This window comes from Massilia sp. X63 (assembly GCF_041023745.1).
Lineage (GTDB): Bacteria > Pseudomonadota > Gammaproteobacteria > Burkholderiales > Burkholderiaceae_D > Telluria.
In genome coordinates, this window is record NZ_JBFTEF010000005.1 from 1 (window position 1) to 23,890 (window position 23,890).

The following is a 23,890-nucleotide window of genomic DNA, read 5'->3' on the forward strand; positions in this document are numbered from 1 at the left end:
ATCCGGTTCAGGTAGCCGTAGATGTAGAGCTTGAGCAGGACCGCCGGGTGGTAAGCTGGCCGGCCAGTCTTTGCAGGTACTACCCGCGCAAACCCAAGGCCAGCTAGATCGAGTTCATCAACAAAAAAATCGACCACGCGAACCGGATTGTCCTCGGTGACGTAGTCGTCCAGGTGCTCTGGCAGTAGCGTGCCTTGTCCACGATCTTCGCCTTCGATAAAGCGCTTCATTTGGCACCCCAGTGATGAGATACTTCCTCAACGTTTACCCAGCCGGGTTCGTTTACACGGTCCAACGTTTTTACACAGCCTGGGTCGATAGCAGACACTACAATCGGTCTGCAATCGGGCCTTGAACCGTCCTTTGGAAGCGCAGCACCGAGATAATTTTAGCCAGCCTTTTTCGATGGAGGGTTCCGGTGTTTCTCGTGCCTTGTGAAGCCAGATGCGACGAGACAATGGCATTTCCGTCGATGCTGCGCTCGGCCGTGCGGGACGCTGTTGCGGCTGTGACTGTTGGAGAGTGGCATCCGCCCAGCCATGCCTTCCTGGTCGAGGTGGAGGGCGAAGCGCTTCGCATCCCTTATCGGGTCTACTACGACCCTGAGCTGCTACGTCGACAACTAGGGAACGTGCAGGCTACGGCCAAGCTCATCCTCCTGTGCCTGGGGACGCGCCATTACGATGGCCACGTGCGTCAAGAATGTCTGCGGGAAGTGCTGAAAAGCGAAGCGCCCTGGCTCACGCCATATGTTCTTCAGCTTGCCGGCGAATACCTTGTCGAGATTGCAGAAGACGTCGCCACGGCCATTGGCGAGCGCAACCCTGCCACCCTGCGGGCATTCGCAATGGAAAATCCTGCGTATCTGGCGCCTGCAGCCCGCGCGCCAGGCGCGGCCTTTACAGCTTGCGATGCTTCAGCGCCGGCAGGCTCTCGCGCACGCTCGCCAGGAAAGCCTCGTCCAGCGTGCCCGTGATGACGCCCTCGCCTTCGCGCAGCACCGCCTGCACTTCGCCCCAGGGATCGACCAGCATGCTGTGTCCGAAGGTGCGGCGGCCGTTGGCATGCGTGCCGCCCTGGGCCGAGGCCAGCACGTAGCACTGGTTCTCGATCGCGCGGGCGCGCAGCAGCACTTCCCAGTGCGCCAGGCCGGTGGTGTGGGTGAAGGCGGCCGGCACGACGATCAGTGCGCATTCGCCCATCGCGCGGAACAGCTCCGGAAAGCGCAGGTCGTAGCACACCGACAGGCCGACCCGGCCGAACGGGGCCTCGAACGCGCCCACGGCCTGGCCCGGCACGATCGTGCGCGCCTCGTCGTAGGATTCGCTGCCCTTGTTGAAGCCGAACAGGTGGATCTTGTCGTAGCGGCTGACCTTCTCGCCCTGCGGGTCGTACACCAGGGTGGTGTTGAGCACCTTGCCGGCGTCAGGCGACACCAGCGGCAGCGTGCCGCCCACCAGCCAGATGCCGTGCTCGCGCGCGAGTTCGGCCATGCAATCCTGGATCGGGCCGCTTCCTTCGGGCTCGGCATGCGCCACCTTGTCGCTGTCGCTCATGCCCATGATCGGCCAGTATTCCGGCAGCGCCACCAGCTGCGCGCCATCCATCGCGGCCTGCGCCACCAGCCGGCGCGCGGTGGCCAGGTTGTCTTCCACCCGCGGGGTGGACACCATCTGCACTGCGGCTACCTTGCTCATGTCCTGTCACTCCTTCTTGGCGTTCGGGCGCTTGCCGGCCGGGGGCTGGGGTGGCGGCGCAGCGGGATTGTCGATCTTGACGATGGTCGGGGATTTCCATGGTCCCGAGATCCGCATCTGGTAAGTGAGCGCCTTCATCACCGGCGCGCGCAGGAACAGCTGGGCCAGGTAGCTGCCGATGCCGATGATCGGGTTGACCGCCAGGCCGTACACCAGCGGCCCAGTGCCGAGGTTGAATTCGGGGATCACCACCACGCGCAGGTTGGTGGTCTCGTTGGCGATGTCGGCGCTGCCGTCCATCAGGATGGTCGCGGCCACGCCGTGCATCTTGAGGTTGTCGGTGCGCAGCACGCCGCGCTGGATCAGGGCGTTGGCGCTGATGCCGTCGAAGGCCAGGCCTTCCGAGAACACGTCGTGGAAATCGAGCTTGAGCAGGCGCGGCAGGGCCTGCAGGCTCAGCACACCGAGCAGCTTGGCCGCGCCCGGGTCCTGCTTCAGGAACTGGCCCGATTCCACGTTCATCTCGATCTGGCCCGACAGGCTCGGAATGTCCAGCGCATACGGCAGGCCGCTCCAGGCGATATCGCCCGACATCTTGCCCTTGCCCCGGCGCAGGGTTTCCGGGAAGCCGAGGCGGTCGAGCAGCTTGCCGGCGTCGTCGATGTCGAGGATGAAATTCAGGCTGGTGTTGCTGCGCCCGTCCTTGGTCAGCCAGCGCCCGTTCGCCTTGAGTTGGCCGTCCGGGTTGTCCAGGGTGAGGCGATTGATGCGCCATTCGCGCCCGGCCAGGGCCTGCACGTTGTTCGCCTGCAGTTCGAGGCGGCCCAGGCGCTTGTCGAACAGCTGGAACTGCTCGGCCACGATGTCGAGCGAGGGGATGGTGGCGCTGGCGCCGCGGTTCGATTCGAGCAGGTTCTTGACCTCGGCCTCGTCCGACTCCGGGATCACCAGCGAGGCCAGGCGCGCCGTGACTTTGCCCAGCCCTTGGCCGCTGCCGGACTCGGCCCAGGTCACGTAGCCGCTGGCGTGGCGCGAATGCAGGTTGGCCTGCCAGGTGTCCTTCAGGTGGGTGGCGCCCAGCACCACGTCGGCCATGCGCCGCTCGCCGATCGTCAGTTCGCCCACGCGGCCGGCGATCACGGTCGGCATCACGTATTGCGCGAAGTTGGCGCCGCCTTCGGTCCCGGCGCCGTCGGCGCCCTCGCCCGCGATCGCCTTGCCGGCCGCGATCCAGCTGTCGACGTTCAGCGCGCGCATGTTCACGTGGATCATCATGCCGTCGTCGGGTTCCGGGGCCGGGACGTTCACGCCGATGCCGCCGCGCAGCACCGTCCAGGGACCGTGTCCCTGCTTCTCGCGCAGGTAGCGCGCCGCCACGCCCTCGCCCAGCGCCACCCGGATCTCGTCGTGTCCCACGCCGTTGACGCCCGGCTCCCCAAGCAGCACGAAGCGCAGCGGCAGGCTGTCCGCCTGCGGCTTGTTGAGCGGCGCCGGCAGTTCCAGGCCGAGGCCGGCCAGGTTCGATTCGACCGTCACGGTGCGCCGTCCCTCGCGCACCACCACGCTGCCGGTGTAGGGCGTGCTGCCCGACAGGCGCGCGGCCAGGCGTCCCAGCGCCGGCGCCGGCGCGGTGCGGCGCATGCCTTCGCTCGACAGGGTGCCGCCGAGCCGGATCGCGATGCTGCCGTCGCGCTGGGTGCCGCCGGACAGCGCCAGCGGCCCGCCGAGGAAATTGGCGCCGATGCCGTTCAGGGCGACGCCGCGCTCCCAGAAATCGATCTTGCCCTGGGCGCCCTGCAGCGGCGGCAGTTCCGGGAACAGGCTGACTTCGTTGTCCAGCAGCTGCAGGCTGCCCTGCACCTTGGTCTCCGGCAGGTGCGCCAGCGGCATGCGCAGGCGCAGGCCCAGGCGCGCATTGCCGTTGGCGCGGGTCTCGTCGGTGAAGTGGCCGATCCATTCCGGGACCGGGCTGGCCGCCACGTAGCGCAGGAATTCCTGCAGCGGCGCGGCGGCGTTGCCGTCGATCTCGAGCATCATCTGCTCGTGCGCGCCCAGGTCGGGGATCACCGCCTTCACGTTCGACAGCGCCACGCCCATGGTGCTCAGGCGGTCGCCGCGAATCTCCATGCGCGCGCGGTCGAACTCGATGCGGCCGTTGATGTTCTCGGCGAGCGGCCACAGCGGCGTGCCGTCGGGATGGCGGTGGCCGGGCGCATATTCGAGGCGCGCGTTCTCGAGGCGTCCGCCGACGCGGAATTCGCCGCGCGCGCGCTCGAGCACCGCATTCATCCCCCCGCCGGCGCGGAAGGGGAAATGCGCCAGGTCGCCGCGCAGGCGCAGGCGCGCATCGCGCAGGGTCCCGCCCTGCAGCGCCGTGCCCAGCCAGTGCGCCAGGTGTTCGGGAGTAGCCAGCGGCAGGAAGCGGCCCACGCTGCCGATCGCGAAGCCGTCGAGGGTGGCGCTGATGTCGGCGGTGCCCGGGCCCGCCGCGCCGCCTTCCGGCAGCAGGGGCAGGCTGTGGCGTCCCGAGAGCTCGCCGGAGAGCGCGCCCTGCGCAAAAGCCAGGCGTTCCACTTCCACCAGCAGCTGGCGGCCGGGGTCGTAGGTCCAGCGCGCCTTCAGGTCGAGGCGGTCGAGCGGCATGGCCGGTTCGGCGAACCAGGCCGGCATCTGCAGCACCAGTCCGGTCGACGCGACCGTCACGCTGCCGCCGCCCTGGTTGGCGTCGATGCTGCCGCTCAGGTTCTGGAAGCCGGGCGTGGCGGGCCTGGCCGGAAGCGCCGCCTGGCCGTTGCGTGCCGGCTGGGCCGCACGCGCCGGCTGCGGATTGACGGACAGGCCGGCGACCTCGCCGCGCAGGCGATAGGTGCGCAGCGCCGGATAGCGCCCTTCCCATTCGGCCGTGACGTCGAGCAGGCGGCCGCGCGGGGCATAGTCGAGCAGCATCTGGCGCTGCTGCGGCGGCAGCGGCAGGTAGCCGGCCAGCGCCGCCAGCGCGCCCAGGTCGAGCTGGCGCGCGCTCAGCTCGCCGTGCTCGGGCTTGCCGGCGCGCGCCGGCAGCCAGCGCTGCTCGAGCGTGGCGGGCGGCAGCATGCGGCCGTCGCGGGTGCTCACCGAGAAGTCGGTCAGGCTCACCGTATGGCCGTGGGCGCCGAAGGTGGGCTTGCCTTCGTCCTTCCCGGGCAGCATTTCTTCGCGCGCGGCCAGGCGTCCCGACACCCGCGCCAGCTCGAGCGGCGCCAGGCTGGCGCCGAGGCGCGCGTTGACCTCGGCCAGGGCCAGGTCGGCGGTAAAGCCGGCCACCCGGGCCTGGTCGACGTTCAGCCAGGCGCGCACCGAGCCGCGTCCGCTGGCGATCTGGAACGGCAGGTCGATGTACTGCTTCCAGCCGACCAGGTCGGCGTCGCGCAGGTCGGCATACAGCTCGCCCTTCCAGCGCGTCAGGTCGGAAGGCCGGGCGCCGAAGCGGTGGCGGAAGCGCGCCCGCACGTCGAGCGGCTGGCCGAGCGCGCGCGGCGGAGTGGCGCGCAATGCGAAGCGGTGCCCGCCGCCGAAGCGGTTGAGCAGGGCCAGGGTGACGTCGCTCAGGACCAGGGTCGGCCGGCCGCGCAGCTCGTCGGTCCAGTCGACCCGGCCGCCGCGGATCACGATCTCGCGCTGGCGCAGCAGCCAGTCGGCGCCGCGCCCGTCGTCCTTGCTGTTCGGGTCGAGCCGCACCCCGGCCACGGAAATCACGCCATCCGCGCCGCGCCGCGCGTCCAGTTGCGGGCTCTGGATCTGGAGCGCATGCAGGCGCGGCTCGAAAGCGGCCAGGCTCCACCAGGACAGCGCCGCCTCGACCCGCGGCAGCGCCAGCAGCTGGCGTCCGCCGCGGTCGATCAGGCGCACGTCGCCCAGCGTCAACACGGGATGGATGCCCTGCCAGGAGGTGTCCAGGCGCGAAATCGTGACCCGGTTGCCGAGCGCACGCCCGGCGGCCGCTTCGATGTCGCCTTTATAGAGGTCGATGTTGGGCAGGATGGCGTAGCGCAGCACCAGGAACAGCAGGGCCAGCGCGAAATACAGCAGCAGGACCAGCTTGATGGCGAAGCCGAGGAAATGGTGCGAAGCCAGGTTGGCATAGCGATAGGCCGCGCGCAGCCGCTGCCAGCGCACGGCCAACGCCAGGTGCCCTTCGGCCGCCTGCGGTTCCCGGTTGTCCATCAAGGTGCTCAAAAAGGCTCGCCGTAAAATGATTCTCTTATAACAGATCGCTTGCAACAGTCGCGGCGTCTACCTTACCATCGTGCTCACGCTGGTTCCTGTGCGGCACGGCGGGCAATTCTACCGCACGAATGCCTGCCGGACGGCAAAACACACACCGGATCGACACCATGACTCTTGCTTCCTTGGCATCCGGTTCACCGGCCGCCGCTTCCCGTTTCCTGCAACGCTGGCTCGGCGCCGATCCCGCCCGCCAGGCCCGGCTCGACGAGGTGTGCCGATTATCGCTGGCCGACGCCGACCTGGGCGCCTTGTTGGCCCGCGAACTGGACGCTGGCCTGCCCCTCCCTCGCGCCATGCGCCGCCTGCGCAACCTGCTGGTCTGCGCCATCATCCGGCGCGACCTGGAAGGCCAGGCCGACCTCGACGAAGTGGTCAGCACCATGACCCGCTTCGCCGACTTCGCCATCCAGACCCATGCCGCCGCGCTCGCCGAGGAACTGGTGGCCACCCACGGCATGCCGACCGGCGAAGAATCGGGCCGCCCCCAGCAGCTCATGGTGCTGTCCATGGGCAAAGGCGGCGGCGGCGAACTGAACGTGTCTTCGGACATCGACCTGATCTTCGTCTACCCCGAGGATGGCGAGACCGCGGCCGGCCCCGGCCAGCGCCAGCTGTCCAACCACGAATTCTTCGTGCGCCTCGGCCGCCGCCTGAACGCCGCCCTGTCGGAAATCATCGAGGACGGTTTTACTTTCCGCGTCGACATGGCGCTGCGTCCCAACGGGAATTCAGGTCCGCTGGCGGCGAGCCTGAACATGGTCGAGGAATACCTCATTGTGCAGGGCCGGGAATGGGAGCGTTATGCCTGGGTCAAGGCGCGCGCGGTCACCGGCGACCCGGAGGACATCGCGGCCCTGGATGCGATCGTGCGCCCCTTCGTGTTCCGGCGCTACCTCGACTTCGGCGTGATCGACGCGATCCGCAACATGCACGCCCAGATCCGCGCCGAGGTCAAGCGCCAGGAGCGCCTGCACCCCGAGCGCAGCCACAACGTCAAGCTGGGCCGCGGCGGGATCCGCGAGATCGAATTCCTGGCCCAGGTGTTCCAGCTGATCCGCGGCGGGCGCGATCCGGCGCTGCGCGAGCGCTCGACCCGGGCCACCCTGCGCCTGCTGGCCGAGCGCGAGCTGCTGCCCCAGGACACGGTAGCGCGCCTGCTCGAGGCCTATGCCTTCCTGCGCAACCTGGAGCACCGCCTGCAATACCTGGACGACGCCCAGACCCACACCCTGCCGGCCAGCGAGGAAGACCGCCTGACGGTGGCGCGGATGATGAAGCTGCCCGACGTGCCGACCCTGCTGGCCCGGCTGGAAGAACAGCGCGCTTTCGTGGCCGCCCAGTTCGACGCGATCTTCGCCGACAAGTCGGAGAGCGCCGACCCCGAGGTGGCCACCCTGGCCGACGACCCGGAAAACCGCGAGGCGATCGGCGCCCGTCTTGAAGAGCTTGGCTACGACGACCCGCGCGGGGCCGCGGCGCGCCTGGTGGCCACCCTGCAGGGTCCGCGCCTGGCCAGCCTGCCCGAGGCCAGCCGCGCCAAGCTGCTGGCGCTGGGCGACGCCGCCCTGGGGCAGATTGCCACCGTGGTGCGCGAAGCCGGCATCGGCAGCCATGCCGCCACCCTCGGGCGCCTGCTCGACTTCTTCGAAGCCATCGCGCGGCGCTCGGCCTACCTGTCGCTGCTGACCGAATACCCGCACACGCTCGAGCGCGTGATCCGGATGATCAATGCCAGCGGCTGGGCCGCCACTTTCCTGACCCAGCACCCGATCCTGCTCGACGAGCTGCTGGACGACCGCAACGAGGGCGCCGGCAGTCCGGAGCAACTCGCCCAGCTGGCCGCGGAACTGGACCAGCAACTGCATGCCGCCGCCGGCGACACCGAGCGCCAGCTCGACATCCTGCGCGAAGCCCACCATGCCCAGCTGTTCCGGCTGCTGGCCCTGGACCTGGCCGGCGAGCTCTCGGTGGAGCGCCTGGCCGACCACCTGTCGCTGCTGGCCGACACCATCGTCGGCGCCACCATCCGCCACGCCTGGCGCACGGTCGCCAGCCGCCACCGCGAGGAGCCGCGCTTCGCCGTCATCGCCTATGGCAAGCTGGGCGGCAAGGAACTCGGCTACGTGTCCGACCTCGACGTGATCTTCCTGTACGACGACGAGGACGAGATGGCGCCGTCCAACTACGCCAAGCTGGCGCAGCGCTTCATCACCTGGAACACGGCCCATACGGCGGCCGGGATCCTGTTCGACATCGATACCGCGCTGCGCCCGGACGGCGCCAGCGGCATGCTGGTCTCCACCGTGGCCGCCTTCGAGCGCTACCAGATGGCCAGCGCCTGGATCTGGGAACACCAGGCCCTGACGCGCGCGCGCTTCTGCGCCGGCGACGCCGCCATCGGCGCGCGCTTCGAGGCGATCCGCGAGCAGGTGCTGCGCCAGGACCGGAGCAGCCGCGAAGCGGAACTGAAGCTCGAGGTCCTTGCCATGCGCCGGCGCATGCGCGACGCCAACGTCAACCGCAGCGAGCTTTTCGACCTCAAGCAGGACGAAGGCGGCATGATCGACATCGAGTTCATCGTCCAGTACCTGGTGCTGCGCCATGCGGCCGACTACCCGCAGCTAACGGCGAATGCCGGCAACATCGCCTTGCTGCGCGTGTGCGGCGAACTCGGCCTGATCGACGCCGGGCTGGCGCAAGCCGTCGCCGACGCCTACCGCGCCATGCGCCGCCTGCAGCACCAGGTCCGCCTGCAGGGCCAGGAAAAAGCCCGTGTCGACCCGCAGTTGCTGGGCGCCCATCCGGACGCCGTGCGCCGCCTCTGGCAGGCCTGTTTCGGCGCCTGATACCCAGCGCGCATGCACGCACCCGACGGGTGCGTGCGCCCCTTTCCCCATGCGGTTTCCTTCTTGGCGCACGACAAACCTGCGCTGTCTTCCTATTGACTCTCGGGTCAGAGATTTACATCGAGTAACTGTTGTTTTTCATACAGTTTTAACCTCGACGTATATTGACACTGGTCAACACAGAATGCTCTGATACAGATGTGTATGCACTTCAGCATCGTCACACTCCGTGCCGCGCTGGCCTGCACAGGTTGCACCCTTTAAAAAACTTAGAAACGCGTCTCATCGCTGACGCAAAGATGGAGAACACATGCAACAACGAACCAAGATCGCGGTGGCTGTCGCCGTCGCCCTCCAGTCGATGATTTCCGTGGCGCAGGCTCAAGAGGCCCCGCAACGCGTCGAAATCACCGGCTCGCGCATCCGCCAGGTCGACCTGGAAACCGCGCAGCCGGTCCAGGTCGTGAACCAGGAGCAGATCCAGAAGAGCGGCCTGGTGACGGTCGGCGACATCGTCAACCAACTGTCGTCGGTGGGCACGCCGGCATTCAGCCGCGGCTCGGTCCTGACCTCGAACCGCGAACAGGGCGGCCAGTACATCAACATGCGCAACCTCGGTTCGCAGCGCCTGCTGGTGCTGGTCAACGGCAAGCGCTGGACCGCATCGGTGGCCGGCTACACCGACATGTCCACCGTCCCGTCGGCACTGATCGAGCGCATCGAAGTGCTGAAGGACGGCGCCTCGTCGATCTACGGTTCGGACGCAATTGCCGGCGTGGTCAACATCATCCTGAAGAAGACCATGCAGGGTGGTACTGCCAGCGCCTACGTCGGCCAGAACGACCTGGGCGACGGCAAGAACAAGGACTTCTCGGTCACCTACGGCGCCGGCGACGACAAGGCCAGCCTGCTGTTCGGCATCACCCACACCCAGCAGGGCGAAGTCTGGGCCAAGGACCGCAACCGCACCGCGTTCACCTTCGGACCGGCACACTACAATGGCGGCCTGGGCACGTCGCCTTGGGGCCGTATCACCCCGGTGGCAGCCAATGGTGGCTCGAACACCAGTGCCACGGCAGGCGGCTTCAACCGCATCATCAACCACACCGGCACCTTCGACGGCGTGGGCACCAGCGCCGATTCGCGCAATCCGTCCAGCTACCACGCTTACGCCGGCGCCGATGCCGATGTGTTCAACTCGACCCAGCAGATGCACCTGCTGTCGCCGAACAAGCTGACCTCGATCTTCACCAAGGGCGAGATCGCCCTGCCGTATGACATGCGCCTGACCACCACCGGCATGTACGCGGTGCGCGACTCGACCCGCCAGATCGCCGGTTATCCGCTGACCTCGACCACCCAGTCGAAGTTCCCGGTCTACATCGACAAGGACAACTACTACAACCCGTACGGCAACCAGGTAGCCGGCGCCGGCAAGGGCATCGACCTGTTCTTCGCCCGCCGCACCATCGAAGTGCCGCGCCGCACCGACAACACCAACCGCACCCTGCACCTCGATGCTGCCCTGGAAGGCAATTTCGAACTGCGCAGCCTGCCGTGGAACTGGTCGGTCGCCTACAACTACAACAAGGTCGAAGGCACCAACACCGGCTACGGCGACCTGAACCTGCTGAACCTGAAGAAGGCACTGGGTCCGTCGTTCCGCAACGCTTCCGGCACGATCCAGTGCGGCACCGCGGCCAGCCCGATCCCGCTGGCGGAATGCGTGCCTTGGGACATCCTCGGCGGCCCGTCGACCTCGACCCCGGCAGCCCTGAACTACGTGATGGCCGTCGGCCAGGCCACCTACGGCTCGACCATCAGCAACGCCAACGCCGACCTGAGCGGTGAAATCTTCACCCTGCCGGCCGGCGCGGTCGGCGTCGCCGGCGGCCTCGAATACCGCACCGTGCGCGGCTACGACCGTCCGGGCCAGTTCGAGCAGTCGGGCTACTCGACCGGCCTGGCCGGCAACTCGACCAGCGGCCGCTTCACCGTGCGCGAAGCCTACCTGGAAGCCAACATCCCGCTGCTCAAGGGTGTGACGATGGCCGAACTGCTGAACCTGAACCTGGCCTCGCGCTATTCGGACTACTCGAACTTCGGTTCGACCACCAACAGCAAGGCCAGCTTCATGTGGAAGCCGATCAAGGACCTGCTGGTGCGCGGCACCTGGGCCGAAGGCTTCCGTGCCCCGACCCTGAACGACACCTTCGGCGGCGGCTCGCAATCCTACGACAGCTACCTGGACGCCTGCGACAGCGCGTTCGGCGACGCGGCCTCGAACCCGGCCACCAAGGCGCGCTGCACCGCCGCCGGCGTGCCGGCCAACTTCCGCCAGGTGAACCAGGCCGGCACCCCGGTCACGGCCGGCGGCGCCCAGACCCCGACGCCATTCCAGACCGGCGCCGGCAACTCGTCCCTGCAGCCGGAAACCGCGGTCACCCGTACCGCCGGTTTCGTCTACAACCCGTCCTACGTTCCTGGCCTGACCGTGGGCCTGGACTGGTTCAACATCCGCGTCAGCAACCGCATCACCGCGATCGGCGCCAGCTTCGTCGTCAACCAGTGCTACGTCAACGGCGTGCAGAACTTCTGCGATGCGATCAAGCGTGATGCCCTGACCGGCCAGATCGTGAACCTGTCGCGTGGCAATGCCAACCTGGGTGCGATGGAGACCGAAGGCTACGACCTGAGCCTGGCCTACCGCCTGCCGCGTACGGCCTACGGCCAGTTCGGCTTCCGTTCGGAAACCACTTACGTGGATTCCTGGCGCAGCAAGAGCAGCAACACGGCCGACTGGACCGAGTATGCCGGCGAGTACGACCTGTTCAAGATCAAGTCGAACGTCGCCTTCGACTGGAGCATGGGCAACTGGAGCGTGACCCTGGCCAACCGCTTCTACAGTAGCCAGAAGAACCGTTGCTGGACCGTCAGCCCGGCCGTCGAGTGCTCGAATCCGACCGGCAAGGTCACCTGGGGCACCGGCTACAACAAGTACAAGGAAATGTGGTTCAGCGACCTGTCGGTCGGCTATGCCCTGCCTTGGAACGCGAAGCTGCTGGCCGGCGTGAACAATATCGGCAACAAGGCGCCGATCATCGTCTACAACGCCAACAGCGGCTACGGCGGCCCGAACTCGTCGAGCTCGGTCAATCCGGAACTGCCGATCGACCGCTTCTTCTACGTGCGCTACAACCAGAACTTCTGATTCTGAACACGCACTACAGTTAAGCCAATCCGCGCAATTTAATTGCGTAGAAAGCCCGTCCGGCGCAAGCCGGGCGGGCTTTTTTTCACTTGCACAAGAGATATGTATATGTCAATGGTTAAATTGAAAGCATGAAGTAAATACACATATTTGCAACAATTCAGTGAGTATTTACGCTGATTCCGTTGACAGTGATGCATGGCGGGTGATCTTATTGCTGACTTGAAAGTAATTCCAGTTGAAACATTGACTACTTTCAGGTGGTCCAACAGACCTTCCCTGTGGCTGTGCTTCACGACGGCATGGCCGCGTTTTCACCCAAGGAGTTTTGCAACATGATGGAAAAAATCTTGTCCCAGTCGATCCGCGTGATCTGCCTGGGCGGCATGACCCTCGGCATGACCGCCGCGATCGCGCAGGAAACTTCGCAGCCGCTGCAGCGCGTCGAAGTGACTGGCTCCCGTATCCGCCAGGTTGACCTGGAAACGGCCCAGCCGGTTCAGGTCCTGAACCAGGAACAGATCCAGAAAACCGGCCTGGTTACCGTCGGTGACATCCTGAACAACCTGTCGTCGGCCGGCGCGCCTGACTTCAGCCGCAGCGGCTCGCTGACCTCGAACACCGAAGCCGGCGGCCAGTACGTCAGCCTGCGCAACCTGGGCTCGAATCGCCTGCTGGTGCTGGTGGATGGCAAGCGTTGGACCCAGACCGTTGCCGGTTACACCGACCTGTCGACCATCCCGTCGGCCATGATCGAGCGCATGGAAATCCTGAAGGATGGCGCTTCGTCGATCTACGGCTCGGACGCGATCGCAGGCGTGGTGAACATCATCCTGAAGAAGTCGATGGAAGGCGGCCAGATCTCGCTGTACACCGGCGCGTTCGAAGAAGGCGACGGCCGCAACAAGGACTTCTCGCTGACCTACGGCGCCGGCAACGACAAAGCGTCGCTGATGTTCGGCCTGGCGCACACCGAGCAGGGCCGCGTCGGCACCCAGACCCGCGAAATCACCTCGACCTCCTACGGTCCGGCCCACTTCGCCGACGGTTTCGGCGCTGCCCCATGGGGCCGCATCCGCCAGGTCACCGCCAGCGGCAGCCCGACCGGCTTCAACAAGATCCTGAACCACACCGGCAACTGGGACGGCAAGGGCACCGGCGCCAACTCGCGCGACCCGAACAGCTACCACACCTACGCCGGCGCCAACGAGGACAAGTACAACTCGTCGCAGGACATGGACCTGCTGTCGCCGAACAAGCTGGACACCCTGTTCGTCAAGGGCGAAGTCGCGCTGCCGAAAGACATGCGCCTGAAGACCACCGCGATGTACTCGCAGCGCGAGTCGATCCGCCAGATCGCCGGCTACCCGCTGCAATCGGCCAGCCAGGCCAAATTCCCGGTCTTCATCGACAAGGACAGCTACTTCAACCCGTACGGCAACCAGGTTGCAGGCGCCGGCAAGGGCGAGGACCTGTACTTCTACCGCCGCACCATCGAGCTGCCGCGCATTACCGAGAACGAGAACCGCACCCTGCACATCGATGCGACCCTCGAAGGCGAATTCACCTTCCGTGACACGGCCTGGAACTGGGACATCGGCTACAACCACAACAAGGTCTCGGGCGTGTCGCGCGACAGCGGCAACATCAACCTGCTGACCCTGAAGAAAGCCCTCGGCCCGTCGTTCATGAACGCCTCCGGCCAGGTCCAGTGCGGCACCCCGAACTCGCCGATCCCGCTGGCTGACTGCGTGCCGTTCGACATCCTGGGCGGCCCGTCGGCATCGACCGCACAGGCACTGTCCTACGTCAACACCTCGGGCGCCAAGACCTACGGTTCGACCATCAACAGCGCCACCGCCAACCTGGGCGGCGAAGTGTTCCAGCTGCCGGCCGGCGCGCTGGGCGTGGCAGTCGGCGTCGAGCACCGCGAAGTCAAGGGCAACGACGTTCCTGACCAGTTCTCGCAGTCGGGCTACTCGACCAACCTGTCGGGCCTGCCGACCTACGGCCGCTACACCGTGCGCGAAGCGTACGCTGAAGTGAACATCCCGGTGTTCAAGAGCCAGCCGTTCGCTGAGCTGCTGAGCTTCAACCTGGCCACCCGCCACTCGGACTACAGCAACTTCGGCGTGACCAACAACAGCAAGGCCAGCTTCATGTACAAGCCGGTCAAGGACGTGCTGGTTCGCGGTACCTGGGCGGAAGGCTTCCGCGCACCGACCCTGGACGACCTGGCAGGCGGCGGTTCGCAGTCCTTCGACACCTTCCTGGATCCGTGCGACACCCGCTTCGGCGAAGCGTCGCGTAACTCGGCGGTGGCGGCACGTTGCGCCAGCGGTTTCGCTGGCGTGCGCGGCACCCCGGCCAACTACCGCCAGCTGCAGCAGGCAGGCACCCCGATCACCAGCACCAACGGCACCCAGTCGCTGGTGGCCTTCAACTCGGGCGCCGGTAACTCCTTCCTGTCGCCGGAAACCGCGGTCACCAAGACCGCCGGCTTCGTCTACAGCCCATCCTTCCTGTCCGGCTTCACCGTCGGCCTGGACTGGTACAACATCAAGGTCAGCAACCGCATCACCGCGATCGGCGCGACCTACGTGGCGAACCAGTGCTTCATCCAGGGCAACGCCAACTTCTGCAGCGTGATCCAGCGTGACCCGATCACCGGCCAGATCAACCAGCTGTCGCGCGGCAACGCCAACCTGGGCGAAATGGAAACCGAAGGCCTGGACCTGGCGATCAACTACCGCTTCCCGCGTACCGCCTACGGTCAGTTCGGCCTGCGTAGCGAAACCTCGTACACCGACAAGTTCCGCACCCGCAGCAGCTCGGAAAACGAGTGGAACGAATACGCCGGCGAGTACTTCTACAACCGCGTGAAGTCGAACAACTCGATCGACTGGAACATGGGCAACTGGAGCGCCACCTGGGGCTTCCGTTACTTCAGCCCGGTCAAGGACCAGTGCTGGGACGTGGACGTCGAGTGCAACATGCCTAACGCCGAAACCACCTTCGGCACCGGCGCCAACAAGCTGGGTTCGGTCACCATCCATGACCTGAGCGTCGGCTACAAGACCGCGTGGAACGGCCGCATCCTGCTGGGCGTGAACAACGTCTTCGACAAGAAGCCGCGCATCGTGTACAGCACCCAGGCTGACGCCGCTTCGGTGGACGTTGACCAGCTGCTGGACCGTTTCGTCTACATCCGCTACACCCAGTCGTTCTAATGGTGTAACGCGGGGCCCGCAAGGGTTCTCGTGACGACAATGCCCGCCAGGCTAGCCTGGCGGGCATTTTTCATTGGGCGCAGGTATCATGGCGGATCGGGCGGCCGCGCCGCCCTCCCCTACAGAAATCGAAGAATGGCAATCAAACTCAAGAACGACAAGGACGTCGCCAAGATGCGCGTCTCCGGCCGCCTGGCGGCCGAGGTGCTGGCGATGATCAAGGAATACGTGGTCCCGGGCGTCTCCACCGAAGAACTCGACCGCCGCTGCAACGAATACATCCGCAAGGTGCAGAAGGCAACACCGGCCAACGTCGGCTACCACGGCTTCCCGAAGACCCTGTGCACGTCGGTCAACGGCGTGGTCTGCCACGGCATCCCGAGCGAGCAGGAAGTGCTGAAGGACGGCGACATCGTCAACATCGACGTCACCGTGATCAAGGACGGCTGGCACGGCGACACCAGCCGCATGTACCTCGTGGGCACGCCCGCGCCCGAGGCGAAGAAGCTGGTCGACACCACCTACAACGCGATGATGGCGGGCATCCGCCAGGTCCGCCCCGGCGCGCGCCTGGGCGACGTCGGCCACGCGATCCAGAAGCTGGCCGAAGGCGCCGGCTTCTCGGTGGTGCGCGAATACTGCGGCCACGGCATCGGCCGGGTCTACCACGAAGACCCGCAGGTGCTGCATTACGGCCGCCCGAACACCGGCCTGCTGCTCAAGGAAGGCATGACCTTCACGGTGGAACCGATGATCAACCTGGGCGGCGCCGACGTCGACCAGCTGGAGGACGGCTGGACCGTGGTCACCGCCGACGGCTCGCTCTCGGCCCAGTGGGAACACATGGTGGCGGTGACCAGGAACGGCTTCGAGATCCTGACACCCTGGCCGGACGCCTGAGGCCATGAAAAAAACCGGCCGAGGCCGGTTTTTTTCATGCTGCAGCTACCCGATTACTTGGCGTTCATCAGCGCCACGGTGGTGTCCAGCATGCGGTTCGAGAAGCCCCACTCGTTGTCGTACCACGACGAGACCTTGACCAGGCGGCCCGACACCTTGGTGAGCGTGGCGTCGAAGTTCGACGAGGCCGGGTTGTGGTTGAAGTCCACCGAGACCAGCGGGTCGGTGTTGTAGGTCAGGATGCCTTTCAGGGCGCCTTCCGAGGCCGACTTCATGATCTGGTTGACTTCGTCGACGGTGGTGTCGCGCTTGGCGATGAAGGACAGGTCGACGATCGACACGTTGATGGTCGGCACGCGGATCGCGAAGCCGTCCAGCTTGCCGTTCAGTTCCGGCAGCACCAGGCCGACCGCGGCGGCGGCGCCGGTCTTGGTCGGGATCATCGACTGGGTGGCCGAACGGGCGCGGCGCAGGTCTTCGTGCATCACGTCGGTCAGCACCTGGTCGTTGGTGTAGGCGTGCACGGTGGTCATCAGGCCGGTTTCCAGGCCGATGGCGTCGTGCAGCGGCTTGACCAGCGGGGCCAGGCAGTTGGTGGTGCAGGAAGCGTTCGAGATGACGGTGTCGGTCGACTTCAGCACGTCCTGGTTGACGCCGTAGACGATGGTGGCGTCGACGTCCTTGCCGCCCGGCGCCGAGATGATGACCTTCTTGGCGCCGCCCTTCAGGTGGGCCGAGGCCTTCTCTTTGGTGGTGAAGAAGCCGGTGCACTCGAGCACCACGTCCACGCCCAGCTCGCCCCACGGGATTTCGGCCGGGTTACGCTGCGCGAACACGCGGATCTTGTCGCCGTTGACGATCATGTTGTCGCCTTCGACCGTGACGGTGCCCGGGAACTTGCCGTGCGCCGTGTCGTAGCGGGTCAGGTGGGCGTTCGATTCGGCGTTGCCGAGGTCGTTGATCGCCACGATCTGGATGTCTTGCTTCTTGCCACCTTCGTAGAAGGCGCGCAGGATGTTGCGGCCGATGCGGCCATAACCGTTGATTGCAACTTTGATCGTCATTGCTTTGCTCCTGATTATAGAAAAAAACTTTTTTCGTACCGCAGATGGACAACGGGCCGCCGAGAGGCAGCCCGCTGAGACGCTTTACGCCGCGATGACGCCCTTGGCCTTGGCCACGACGTTCTCGACGGTGAAGCCGAAATGCTTGAACAGGACCGGCGCCGGCGCCGATTCGCCGAAGGTGTCGATGCCGACCACCGCGCCTTCCAGGCCCACGTACTTGTACCAGAAGTCGGTCACGCCGGCCTCGATGGCGACGCGCGGAATGCCGCGCGGGAGCACGCTCGCCTTGTAGCTCGCGTCCTGGCGCTCGAACACGTCGGTCGACGGCATCGAGACCACGCGCGCGGCGACGCCCTCGCCTGCCAGCGCATCGGCGGCCTTCATGGCCAGCTCGACTTCCGAACCGGTGGCGATCAGGATCACCTTCGCATCGGCGGCGTCGCGCAGCACGTAGCCGCCCTTGGCGATGTTGGCGATGGTCGCTGCCTCACGCTCCATGAACGGCAGGTTCTGGCGCGAGAAGATCAGGGTCGACGGGCCGTCCTTGCGCTGCACTGCCGCGCCCCAGGCCACCATCGACTCGACGGTGTCGCACGGACGCCAGTTGTCCAGGTTCGGGATCAGGCGCAGCGACGAGACGTGCTCGATCGACTGGTGGGTCGGGCCGTCTTCGCCCAGGCCGATCGAGTCGTGGGTGAACACGAACAGCGAGCGGATCTTCATCAGCGCGGCCATGCGCAGGGCGTTGCGGCTGTAGTCCGAGAAGGTCAGGAAGGTCGCGCCGAACGGGAGGAAGCCGCCGTGCAGGGCCACGCCGTTCTGGATCGCGGCCATGCCGAATTCGCGCACGCCGTAGTTGATGTGGTTGCCCGGAATGCCCGAGCGCACCGCCACCGATTCTTTCCAGTTGGTCAGGTTCGAGCCGGTCAGGTCGGCCGAGCCGCCCAGGAATTCCGGCATGCTTGGCGCCAGGGCCTGGATCGCGTTCTGCGAGGCCTTGCGGGTGGCGATGGTTTCCTTCTTTTCGACGCAGGAAGCGATGGCGGCGTTCAGCACGTCGTCGAAGTTGCCCGGCAGATCGCCCTTCATGCGGCGCTCGAATTCGGCGGCCAGCTCAGGGTGCGCGGCGCGGTATTCGGCGAACTTGGCGTTCCACTCGGCCTCGAACTGCGCACCGCGTGCCTTCGCGTCCCAGGCTTCGTAGATCTCGCCCGGGATGTCGAACGGGATCGGATCCCACAGCAGGTGCTGGCGCACGGCTGCGATTTCCTTGTCGCCCAGCGGGGCGCCGTGGACTTTGTCGCCGCCTTCCAGGTTCGGGGCGCCCTTGCCGATGATGGTCTTGCACATGATCAGGGTCGGACGGTCGGACTGCTTGGCCTGCTCGATGGCGGCGGACACGTCGGCGACACTGTGGCCGTCGATTCTACCGATCACGTTCCAGCCATAGGCTTCGAAGCGCTTGCGGGTGTCGTCGGTGAACCAGCCTTCCACGCGGCCGTCGATCGAGATGCCGTTGTCGTCGTACAGCCAGATCAGCTTGTTCAGGCGCAGGGTGCCGGCCAGCGAGGCCACTTCGTGCGAGATGCCTTCCATCAGGCAGCCGTCGCCCAGGAATGCGTAGGTGTAGTGGTCGACCACATCGTAGCCCGGGCGGTTGAACTCATAGCCCAGCAGCCATTCGGCCAGCGCCATGCCAACCGAGTTGGCGATACCCTGGCCCAGCGGGCCGGTGGTGGTCTCCACGCCCGGGGTGATGCCCACTTCCGGGTGGCCCGCGGTCTTCGAGTGCAGCTGGCGGAAGTCGCGCAGGTCGTCCATCGTCAGGTCGTAGCCGGCCAGGTGCAGCATCGCGTAGTGCAGCATCGAACCGTGGCCGTTCGACAACAGGAAGCGGTCGCGGTTGAACCAGCCTGGATTGGCCGGGTTGTGGCGGTAGTGCTTGTCCCACAGCGCGACGCCGATCTCGGCCATGCCCATCGGCATGCCCGGGTGGCCCGAGTTGGCTTTCTGGACAGCGTCCATCGCCAGCGCGCGGATCGCGTTGGCCATCAGGGTAGTGGTTTGCGTAGATTTCATGGAAGTACGAAGGTCTGGATTGGAAAGCGGTGGCGGTGCAGCTGGCCGTAACCCGGTATTCTACCAGACCGCTCTGCCAGCCCGCTGCGCCGCCGGATTAAAATGCAGGTTTGATCATTCTCCAAGAGCGCCGCATGCCCCGTTTTTATTGCCCCCAGCCGCTTCCTGCCGGCGCCACCGTCGACCTGCCGGAAGCCGTCGCCCACCACCTGCACGTGGTGCGCCTGCAGCCCGGCGCCGCCTTGACCCTGTTCAACGGCGAAGGCGGCCAGGTGCGCGCCACCCTGCTCGAGAGCGGCAAGCGGCGCGCCACGGCGCGCATCGATACCCATGAGGCCATCGAGGTCGAGCTGCCCTATGCCGTCACCCTGGCCCAGGGCCTGCCGGAAGGGACCAAGATGGACTGGATCATCGAGAAGGCGGTCGAGCTGGGCGTGGCCGCGGTGCAGCCGCTGGCCGCGCAGCGCAGCGTGGTGCGCCTGTCGGGCGAGCGCGCCGAGAAACGCCAGGCCCATTGGCAGGGCGTGATCGAAGCGGCGTCCGAGCAGTGCGGGCGCAACCGGCTGGCGCGGCTCGATCCCCTGCTCGACTTCGGACGCTGGCTGGCGGCGCCCGCGCCCGCCCCGCGCATCCTGCTGAGCCCGCGCGCCGACCAGTCCCTGGCGGACTGGGCCAAAGTCAATGGCCCGCAGGCGCTGACCCTGATGGTCGGCCCGGAAGGCGGCTTCAGCCGTGAAGAGGAAGATGCGGCCCTCGGCGCCGGCGCGCTGGCCCTGTCGGTGGGCCCGCGCGTGCTGCGCACCGAGACCGCCGCGCTGGCGGCGCTGGCCATGCTCGGGGGACTGTGGGGAGGCATGTAAGCGCGCCATACATATATAGAGAGAGAGAACAGGCGCCCGGTTTTTACCAATCGGTAAAAAAACAAGCCCCGGAAGCAGGCAGGCCTGCTCCGGGGCTTTTGCTTGTCGGGACAGCGGCATCGCTGCCGCCGTCCGCATCAGCTGCTTAGAACGTGTAGTTCACGCCCAGGCTGAAGAAGCGGCCGATCGCGCCCGCCTGGTGCAGCGAGGCGTTGTACGAGGTGCCGGCACCCGAGTTGCCGTAGGTGGCGACGTCGTACGGTGCTTCGCGGTCGAACAGGTTCAGGATCGCGCCACGCAGGGTCAGGTTCGGGGTCAGCTTGTACTGGACGTTCAGGTTCGTGGTGGTGAACGAGGACACGTTGCAGTACTGCGCCGGCTGGACCATGCCCGTGAAGTACAGGCGGCCGCCGACGTGTTCGGCAGTGGTCGCGCAGTCGGTTTCACCCAGTGCCGGGTCGATGGTCGAGAAGCCGCTCGTGTAGTTCACGGTGGCGGTCACGTCCAGCGGGCCGCGGTTGTAGCCGAGGGTGAACTGAGCACGGTCTTTCGGGTTGCCGGTTGCGCCGCCGACCGACGACGGGCCCTGGGTACCGGCCAGCTGGTAGGTCTCGCCGCCGACGGTGGTCTTGTAGCCGAAGGTGTGCGCGGCCGACAGGGCTGCCGACAGGGTGCCCATGTCGTTGCCCAGGCGCCAGCGGTAACGCACGTCCGCTTCGATGCCGTGGGTCTCGTTGCTACCGGCGTTGATGTACGGCGATTCCGCGTACAGGATCGGACCGGCCTTCGGAATGCCGACGGTGGTGCCGTTGCCGACGCCGGTGGCGATGTCGATCGGCGCGATCGGGCCGCGCACCCAGGTCGGCACGAAGCTCGGATCGTTACCGGCACGGGTCACGACCAGGTTCTCGATCTTGATCTTGTAGTAATCGAGGGTCATGTTCAGGCCGCGCATCGGTTCATAGATGATGCCCAGCGTGTACGACTTCGACTTTTCCGGCTCCAGGTTCGGATTGGTGGTCTGCAGGTACGGCGGCGCGAACGAGCACGCGCTCGGCACGTTGCCGGCGGTGGTGCGGCTGCCGTTCGGGCAGTTGATCGGATCGCGGATCGAGTTGAAGGTGAAGGACGAGCCGGCATTGCCCACCTCGGCCGGGTTCGGCGCGCGGAAGCCGCGCGCGAAGGTGCCGCGCACACCGAAGTTCGCCGCCGGGGTCCACTTGAAGTTGGCCGCCGGGGTGAACGAATTGCCGTAGGTGTCGTAGTGGTCATAACGGCTCGACACGCCCAGTTCGACGTTCTTGATCGGGGTCGCGCGCAGCTCGGCGAACACTGCCGAGTTGGTCTCTTCGCCGATGGTGAAGGCCGAGGTGTTGTTCACGGCGCCGATCGCGGTCAGCGAGGACGGCGGCGCGTTCTGCTCGCGCTTGTGCCAGTGCACGCCGGCGGCGAAGGACAGCGGACCTGCGCCGAAGGACGGCAGGATTTCGCGCGAACCGACCAGGTCGGCATAGGTCAGCGTCGATTCCAGGGTGTTGTAGAAGGTCGGCGCGACGGCGGCGACCAGCTCCGGCGAGTTGCCGCCGAGGACATTCCAGCTGCCGTTGTAGAGGGCGTTGTACAGGTTCTGGCGGTTGATGTTGCCGCTGTACTCCGCGTCGATCTTGACCTTGGTCCAGCCGGCGGCGGCGTTCACGTCCCAGCCGGCGGCGCTGCCGGTCAGGTCGGCCGACACGCGCGAGGCGGTCGACTTGTTCAGGGTGCGCAGGGTCGGGCCGATGTCGGGGATGTAGCCGTACAGGCGGGCGTTCGAGCCGAACGGGTTGGTGAAGCCGGCGCCGACGCGCGCACCCGGGGCGAACAGGGTGCTCGGGATCGCGCCCACGCGCGGGGTCACGCCGCTGCTGTTGACCACGTTATAGCCGTTGAAGGCGGTCGCACTGTAGGCTTGCGGGTTGGCGTTGCGGTTGTTCTCGCTTTGACGCTGGAAGATCGAGCCCTTCAGCGCCAGTTCCCAGTTGTCGTTCAGCTTCTTGGTCATGCCGACCAGCAGGTTGACGTTCTCGGTTTCCGGCTGGATGTTCGAGAGGCGGTCGTCGACCTGGCAGCCGCCGGCGCGGTACTTCTGGAAGTTACACTTGGTCGGATCCAGGAACACGTAGTTGGCCGGGTTGTCGACGTTGGCCACGCCTGCCGGGTTGGTGCCCGCCGGGTTGTACAGGAAGGGGCTGTTGGTCGGGGTCAGGAAGCTGTTGACGTTGGCGCTCGGCACACCCAGGTTGATGTTGTTGCCGCCGCGTGCGCGCCAGTCGCGGTTGGCATAGCCGAACTGCTCGCGCTCATAGACCTTGATCGCGTCCTGCTTGCGGCTTTCCAGGGTGAAGAAGGCGTTGTAGCCGTCCGCATCCAGGTCGCCGATGCCGCTGCTGATCGACGCGCGACGGGTCTTGCCGCCGCCGTGCTGGGTGTCGCCGTACTCGGCCGCCAGGCGGGTGCCGTTCAGGTTTTTCTTCAGCTTGATGTTGATGACGCCGGCGATCGCGTCCGAGCCGTACAGCGACGAGGCGCCGGACTTCAGGACTTCGATCGATTCGATGGCGTCGAAGGGAATCGAGGAGACGTCGACGAAGGAGCGCTGGGAGTCGTCCGACAGCGGGTAGCCGGCCATGCGGTGGCCGTCGATCAGCACCAGGGTGGCGCCAACGGTCAGGCCGCGCAGCGAGATGCCCGATGCGCCGTTGGCGAATGCGCCGGCGAAGCCGGTGCCGAGCGTGCCGGCGCCGTTGGCGGCCAGGTCGGTCAGCAGTTCGGCCACCGAAGTCTTGCCGCTCTTCTGGATGTCCTGGGCGGTCAGCACCTGCACCGGGGTCGGGGTTTCGGTGTTGGTGCGGCTGATCAGCGAACCGGTCACGACCACGCGCTGGGGCGTCGAACCGCCGGCGGCTTCCGTCGTCTGGGCGAAGGCCGGCGCAGCGCCGGCCAGGGCGCCGCTGGCGACCACGCATGCGACTGCGAACGGCAGCGACTTCAATTTGAACGTCATGGATACTTCTCCTTCTTGGCTTTTCTTGAATGGTTTTTTGCCACCGCCCCCGGGGTGTCCCGCGGGTCGGCCGTCTCCTGCAAACCGTGCGCAAACTGCGCGCTCCCGGACGCGCTGGCGCTGCCGAGGGCTTGAAGGGGTGAAACATGCATATAACGCTACATCTGTATATTGCCGTTTTTTAACAGCAATGTTCTCCGGTACCTGTGCTTCTAGGACATGTAGCCTCAAATAACTAGCAGTTAGAAAATGTTATTTAAGTGAATACATAAAACCATAGCGTCAGGAAAGGAGTCAATTGAACACGAATGCGCATAAGCATTAAATACAACACATTTATTTTTAACAATGAACATATGCGGCCTGCGGCGCATGGTGGCGAGGGTCGAAACGGCCTGGACCGCAATTGGATGGATGCGCGCAATCTGACATACGAAGACATCAAATTGAACGTAATTACCGTAAGTACAAGCGTCACATCTGTATATGACCGGCAGGGTCCGGCATCAACCTAAATTGCATCGATGCCAGTGCTTGCGGGAAGTACTTTCGCAGGGGCAAAGCGTTGCGGGGGCACAACATCGCATTGACATGCATATTTCACAGTCTCCATCTAAAGTAAGAGCCTGAAGGAAACAGCGCGCTCGGGGTGCGTGGCTGCTTTTGTGTGGATTCCCCATCGGCAAGGGGC

11 protein-coding genes are annotated in these 23,890 nt (G+C 65.9%); 5 read left to right on the forward strand and 6 right to left on the reverse strand.

Translation table 11 applies throughout. The features are described 5' to 3' along the window. The 3 genes from AB3347_RS11450 to AB3347_RS11460 all read right to left on the reverse strand — a co-directional run. Positions 1 to 230, reverse strand: a 230-nt coding sequence (locus AB3347_RS11450) for a transposase (protein ID WP_369091932.1), incomplete at its 3' end; no start/stop codon positions are given. A 669-nt stretch (positions 231 to 899) separates the two neighbouring features. Then, complete coding sequence (locus tag AB3347_RS11455) at positions 900 to 1,697, reverse strand: carbon-nitrogen hydrolase family protein (protein ID WP_369091933.1); 798 nt, start codon at positions 1,695 to 1,697, stop codon at positions 900 to 902. A gap of 6 nt (positions 1,698 to 1,703) precedes the next feature. Continuing rightward, positions 1,704 to 5,900, reverse strand: coding sequence for a YhdP family protein (locus AB3347_RS11460; RefSeq protein ID WP_369091934.1), 4,197 nt, complete (start codon positions 5,898 to 5,900; stop codon positions 1,704 to 1,706). A 170-nt stretch (positions 5,901 to 6,070) separates the two neighbouring features. Between AB3347_RS11460 and glnE the strand changes: the two genes are divergently transcribed. The 4 genes from glnE (at position 6,071) to map (ending at position 16,150) form a co-directional block, all read left to right on the forward strand. Beyond that, on the forward strand, positions 6,071 to 8,809 hold the full coding sequence (gene glnE / locus AB3347_RS11465; RefSeq protein ID WP_369091935.1) for a bifunctional [glutamate--ammonia ligase]-adenylyl-L-tyrosine phosphorylase/[glutamate--ammonia-ligase] adenylyltransferase: 2,739 nt from the start codon (positions 6,071 to 6,073) through the stop codon (positions 8,807 to 8,809). Between the two features lie 310 nt (positions 8,810 to 9,119). Continuing rightward, positions 9,120 to 12,020: a TonB-dependent receptor plug domain-containing protein gene (locus AB3347_RS11470; protein WP_369091936.1), complete on the forward strand. Its 2,901-nt coding sequence runs from the start codon at positions 9,120 to 9,122 to the stop codon at positions 12,018 to 12,020. Between the two features lie 335 nt (positions 12,021 to 12,355). Continuing rightward, a complete protein-coding gene (locus AB3347_RS11475; protein WP_369091937.1) occupies positions 12,356 to 15,250 on the forward strand; it encodes a TonB-dependent receptor in 2,895 nt (964 codons plus the stop codon). Between the two features lie 135 nt (positions 15,251 to 15,385). After that, positions 15,386 to 16,150, forward strand: a complete 765-nt coding sequence (gene map / locus AB3347_RS11480) for a type I methionyl aminopeptidase (protein ID WP_369091938.1) — start codon at positions 15,386 to 15,388, stop codon at positions 16,148 to 16,150. 53 nt (positions 16,151 to 16,203) lie between these two features. Here map and gap read toward each other — a convergent pair whose 3' ends face one another. Further along, the gene (gene gap, locus AB3347_RS11485) at positions 16,204 to 17,214 is read right to left on the reverse strand and encodes a type I glyceraldehyde-3-phosphate dehydrogenase (RefSeq protein ID WP_369091939.1); all 1,011 of its coding nucleotides are present in this window, start codon (positions 17,212 to 17,214) and stop codon (positions 16,204 to 16,206) included. A gap of 84 nt (positions 17,215 to 17,298) precedes the next feature. Further along, the gene (gene tkt, locus AB3347_RS11490; protein ID WP_369091940.1) at positions 17,299 to 19,296 is read right to left on the reverse strand and encodes a transketolase; all 1,998 of its coding nucleotides are present in this window, start codon (positions 19,294 to 19,296) and stop codon (positions 17,299 to 17,301) included. Positions 19,297 to 19,430: 134 nt separating this feature from the next. Between tkt and AB3347_RS11495 the strand changes: the two genes are divergently transcribed. Next, positions 19,431 to 20,156 (forward strand): 16S rRNA (uracil(1498)-N(3))-methyltransferase, encoded by a 726-nt coding sequence (locus tag AB3347_RS11495; RefSeq protein ID WP_369091941.1) that lies wholly within the window; start codon positions 19,431 to 19,433, stop codon positions 20,154 to 20,156. Positions 20,157 to 20,301: 145 nt separating this feature from the next. Here AB3347_RS11495 and AB3347_RS11500 read toward each other — a convergent pair whose 3' ends face one another. Further along, on the reverse strand, positions 20,302 to 23,199 hold the full coding sequence (locus AB3347_RS11500) for a TonB-dependent receptor (RefSeq protein WP_369091942.1): 2,898 nt from the start codon (positions 23,197 to 23,199) through the stop codon (positions 20,302 to 20,304). Positions 23,200 to 23,890: the final 691 nt, after the last annotated feature.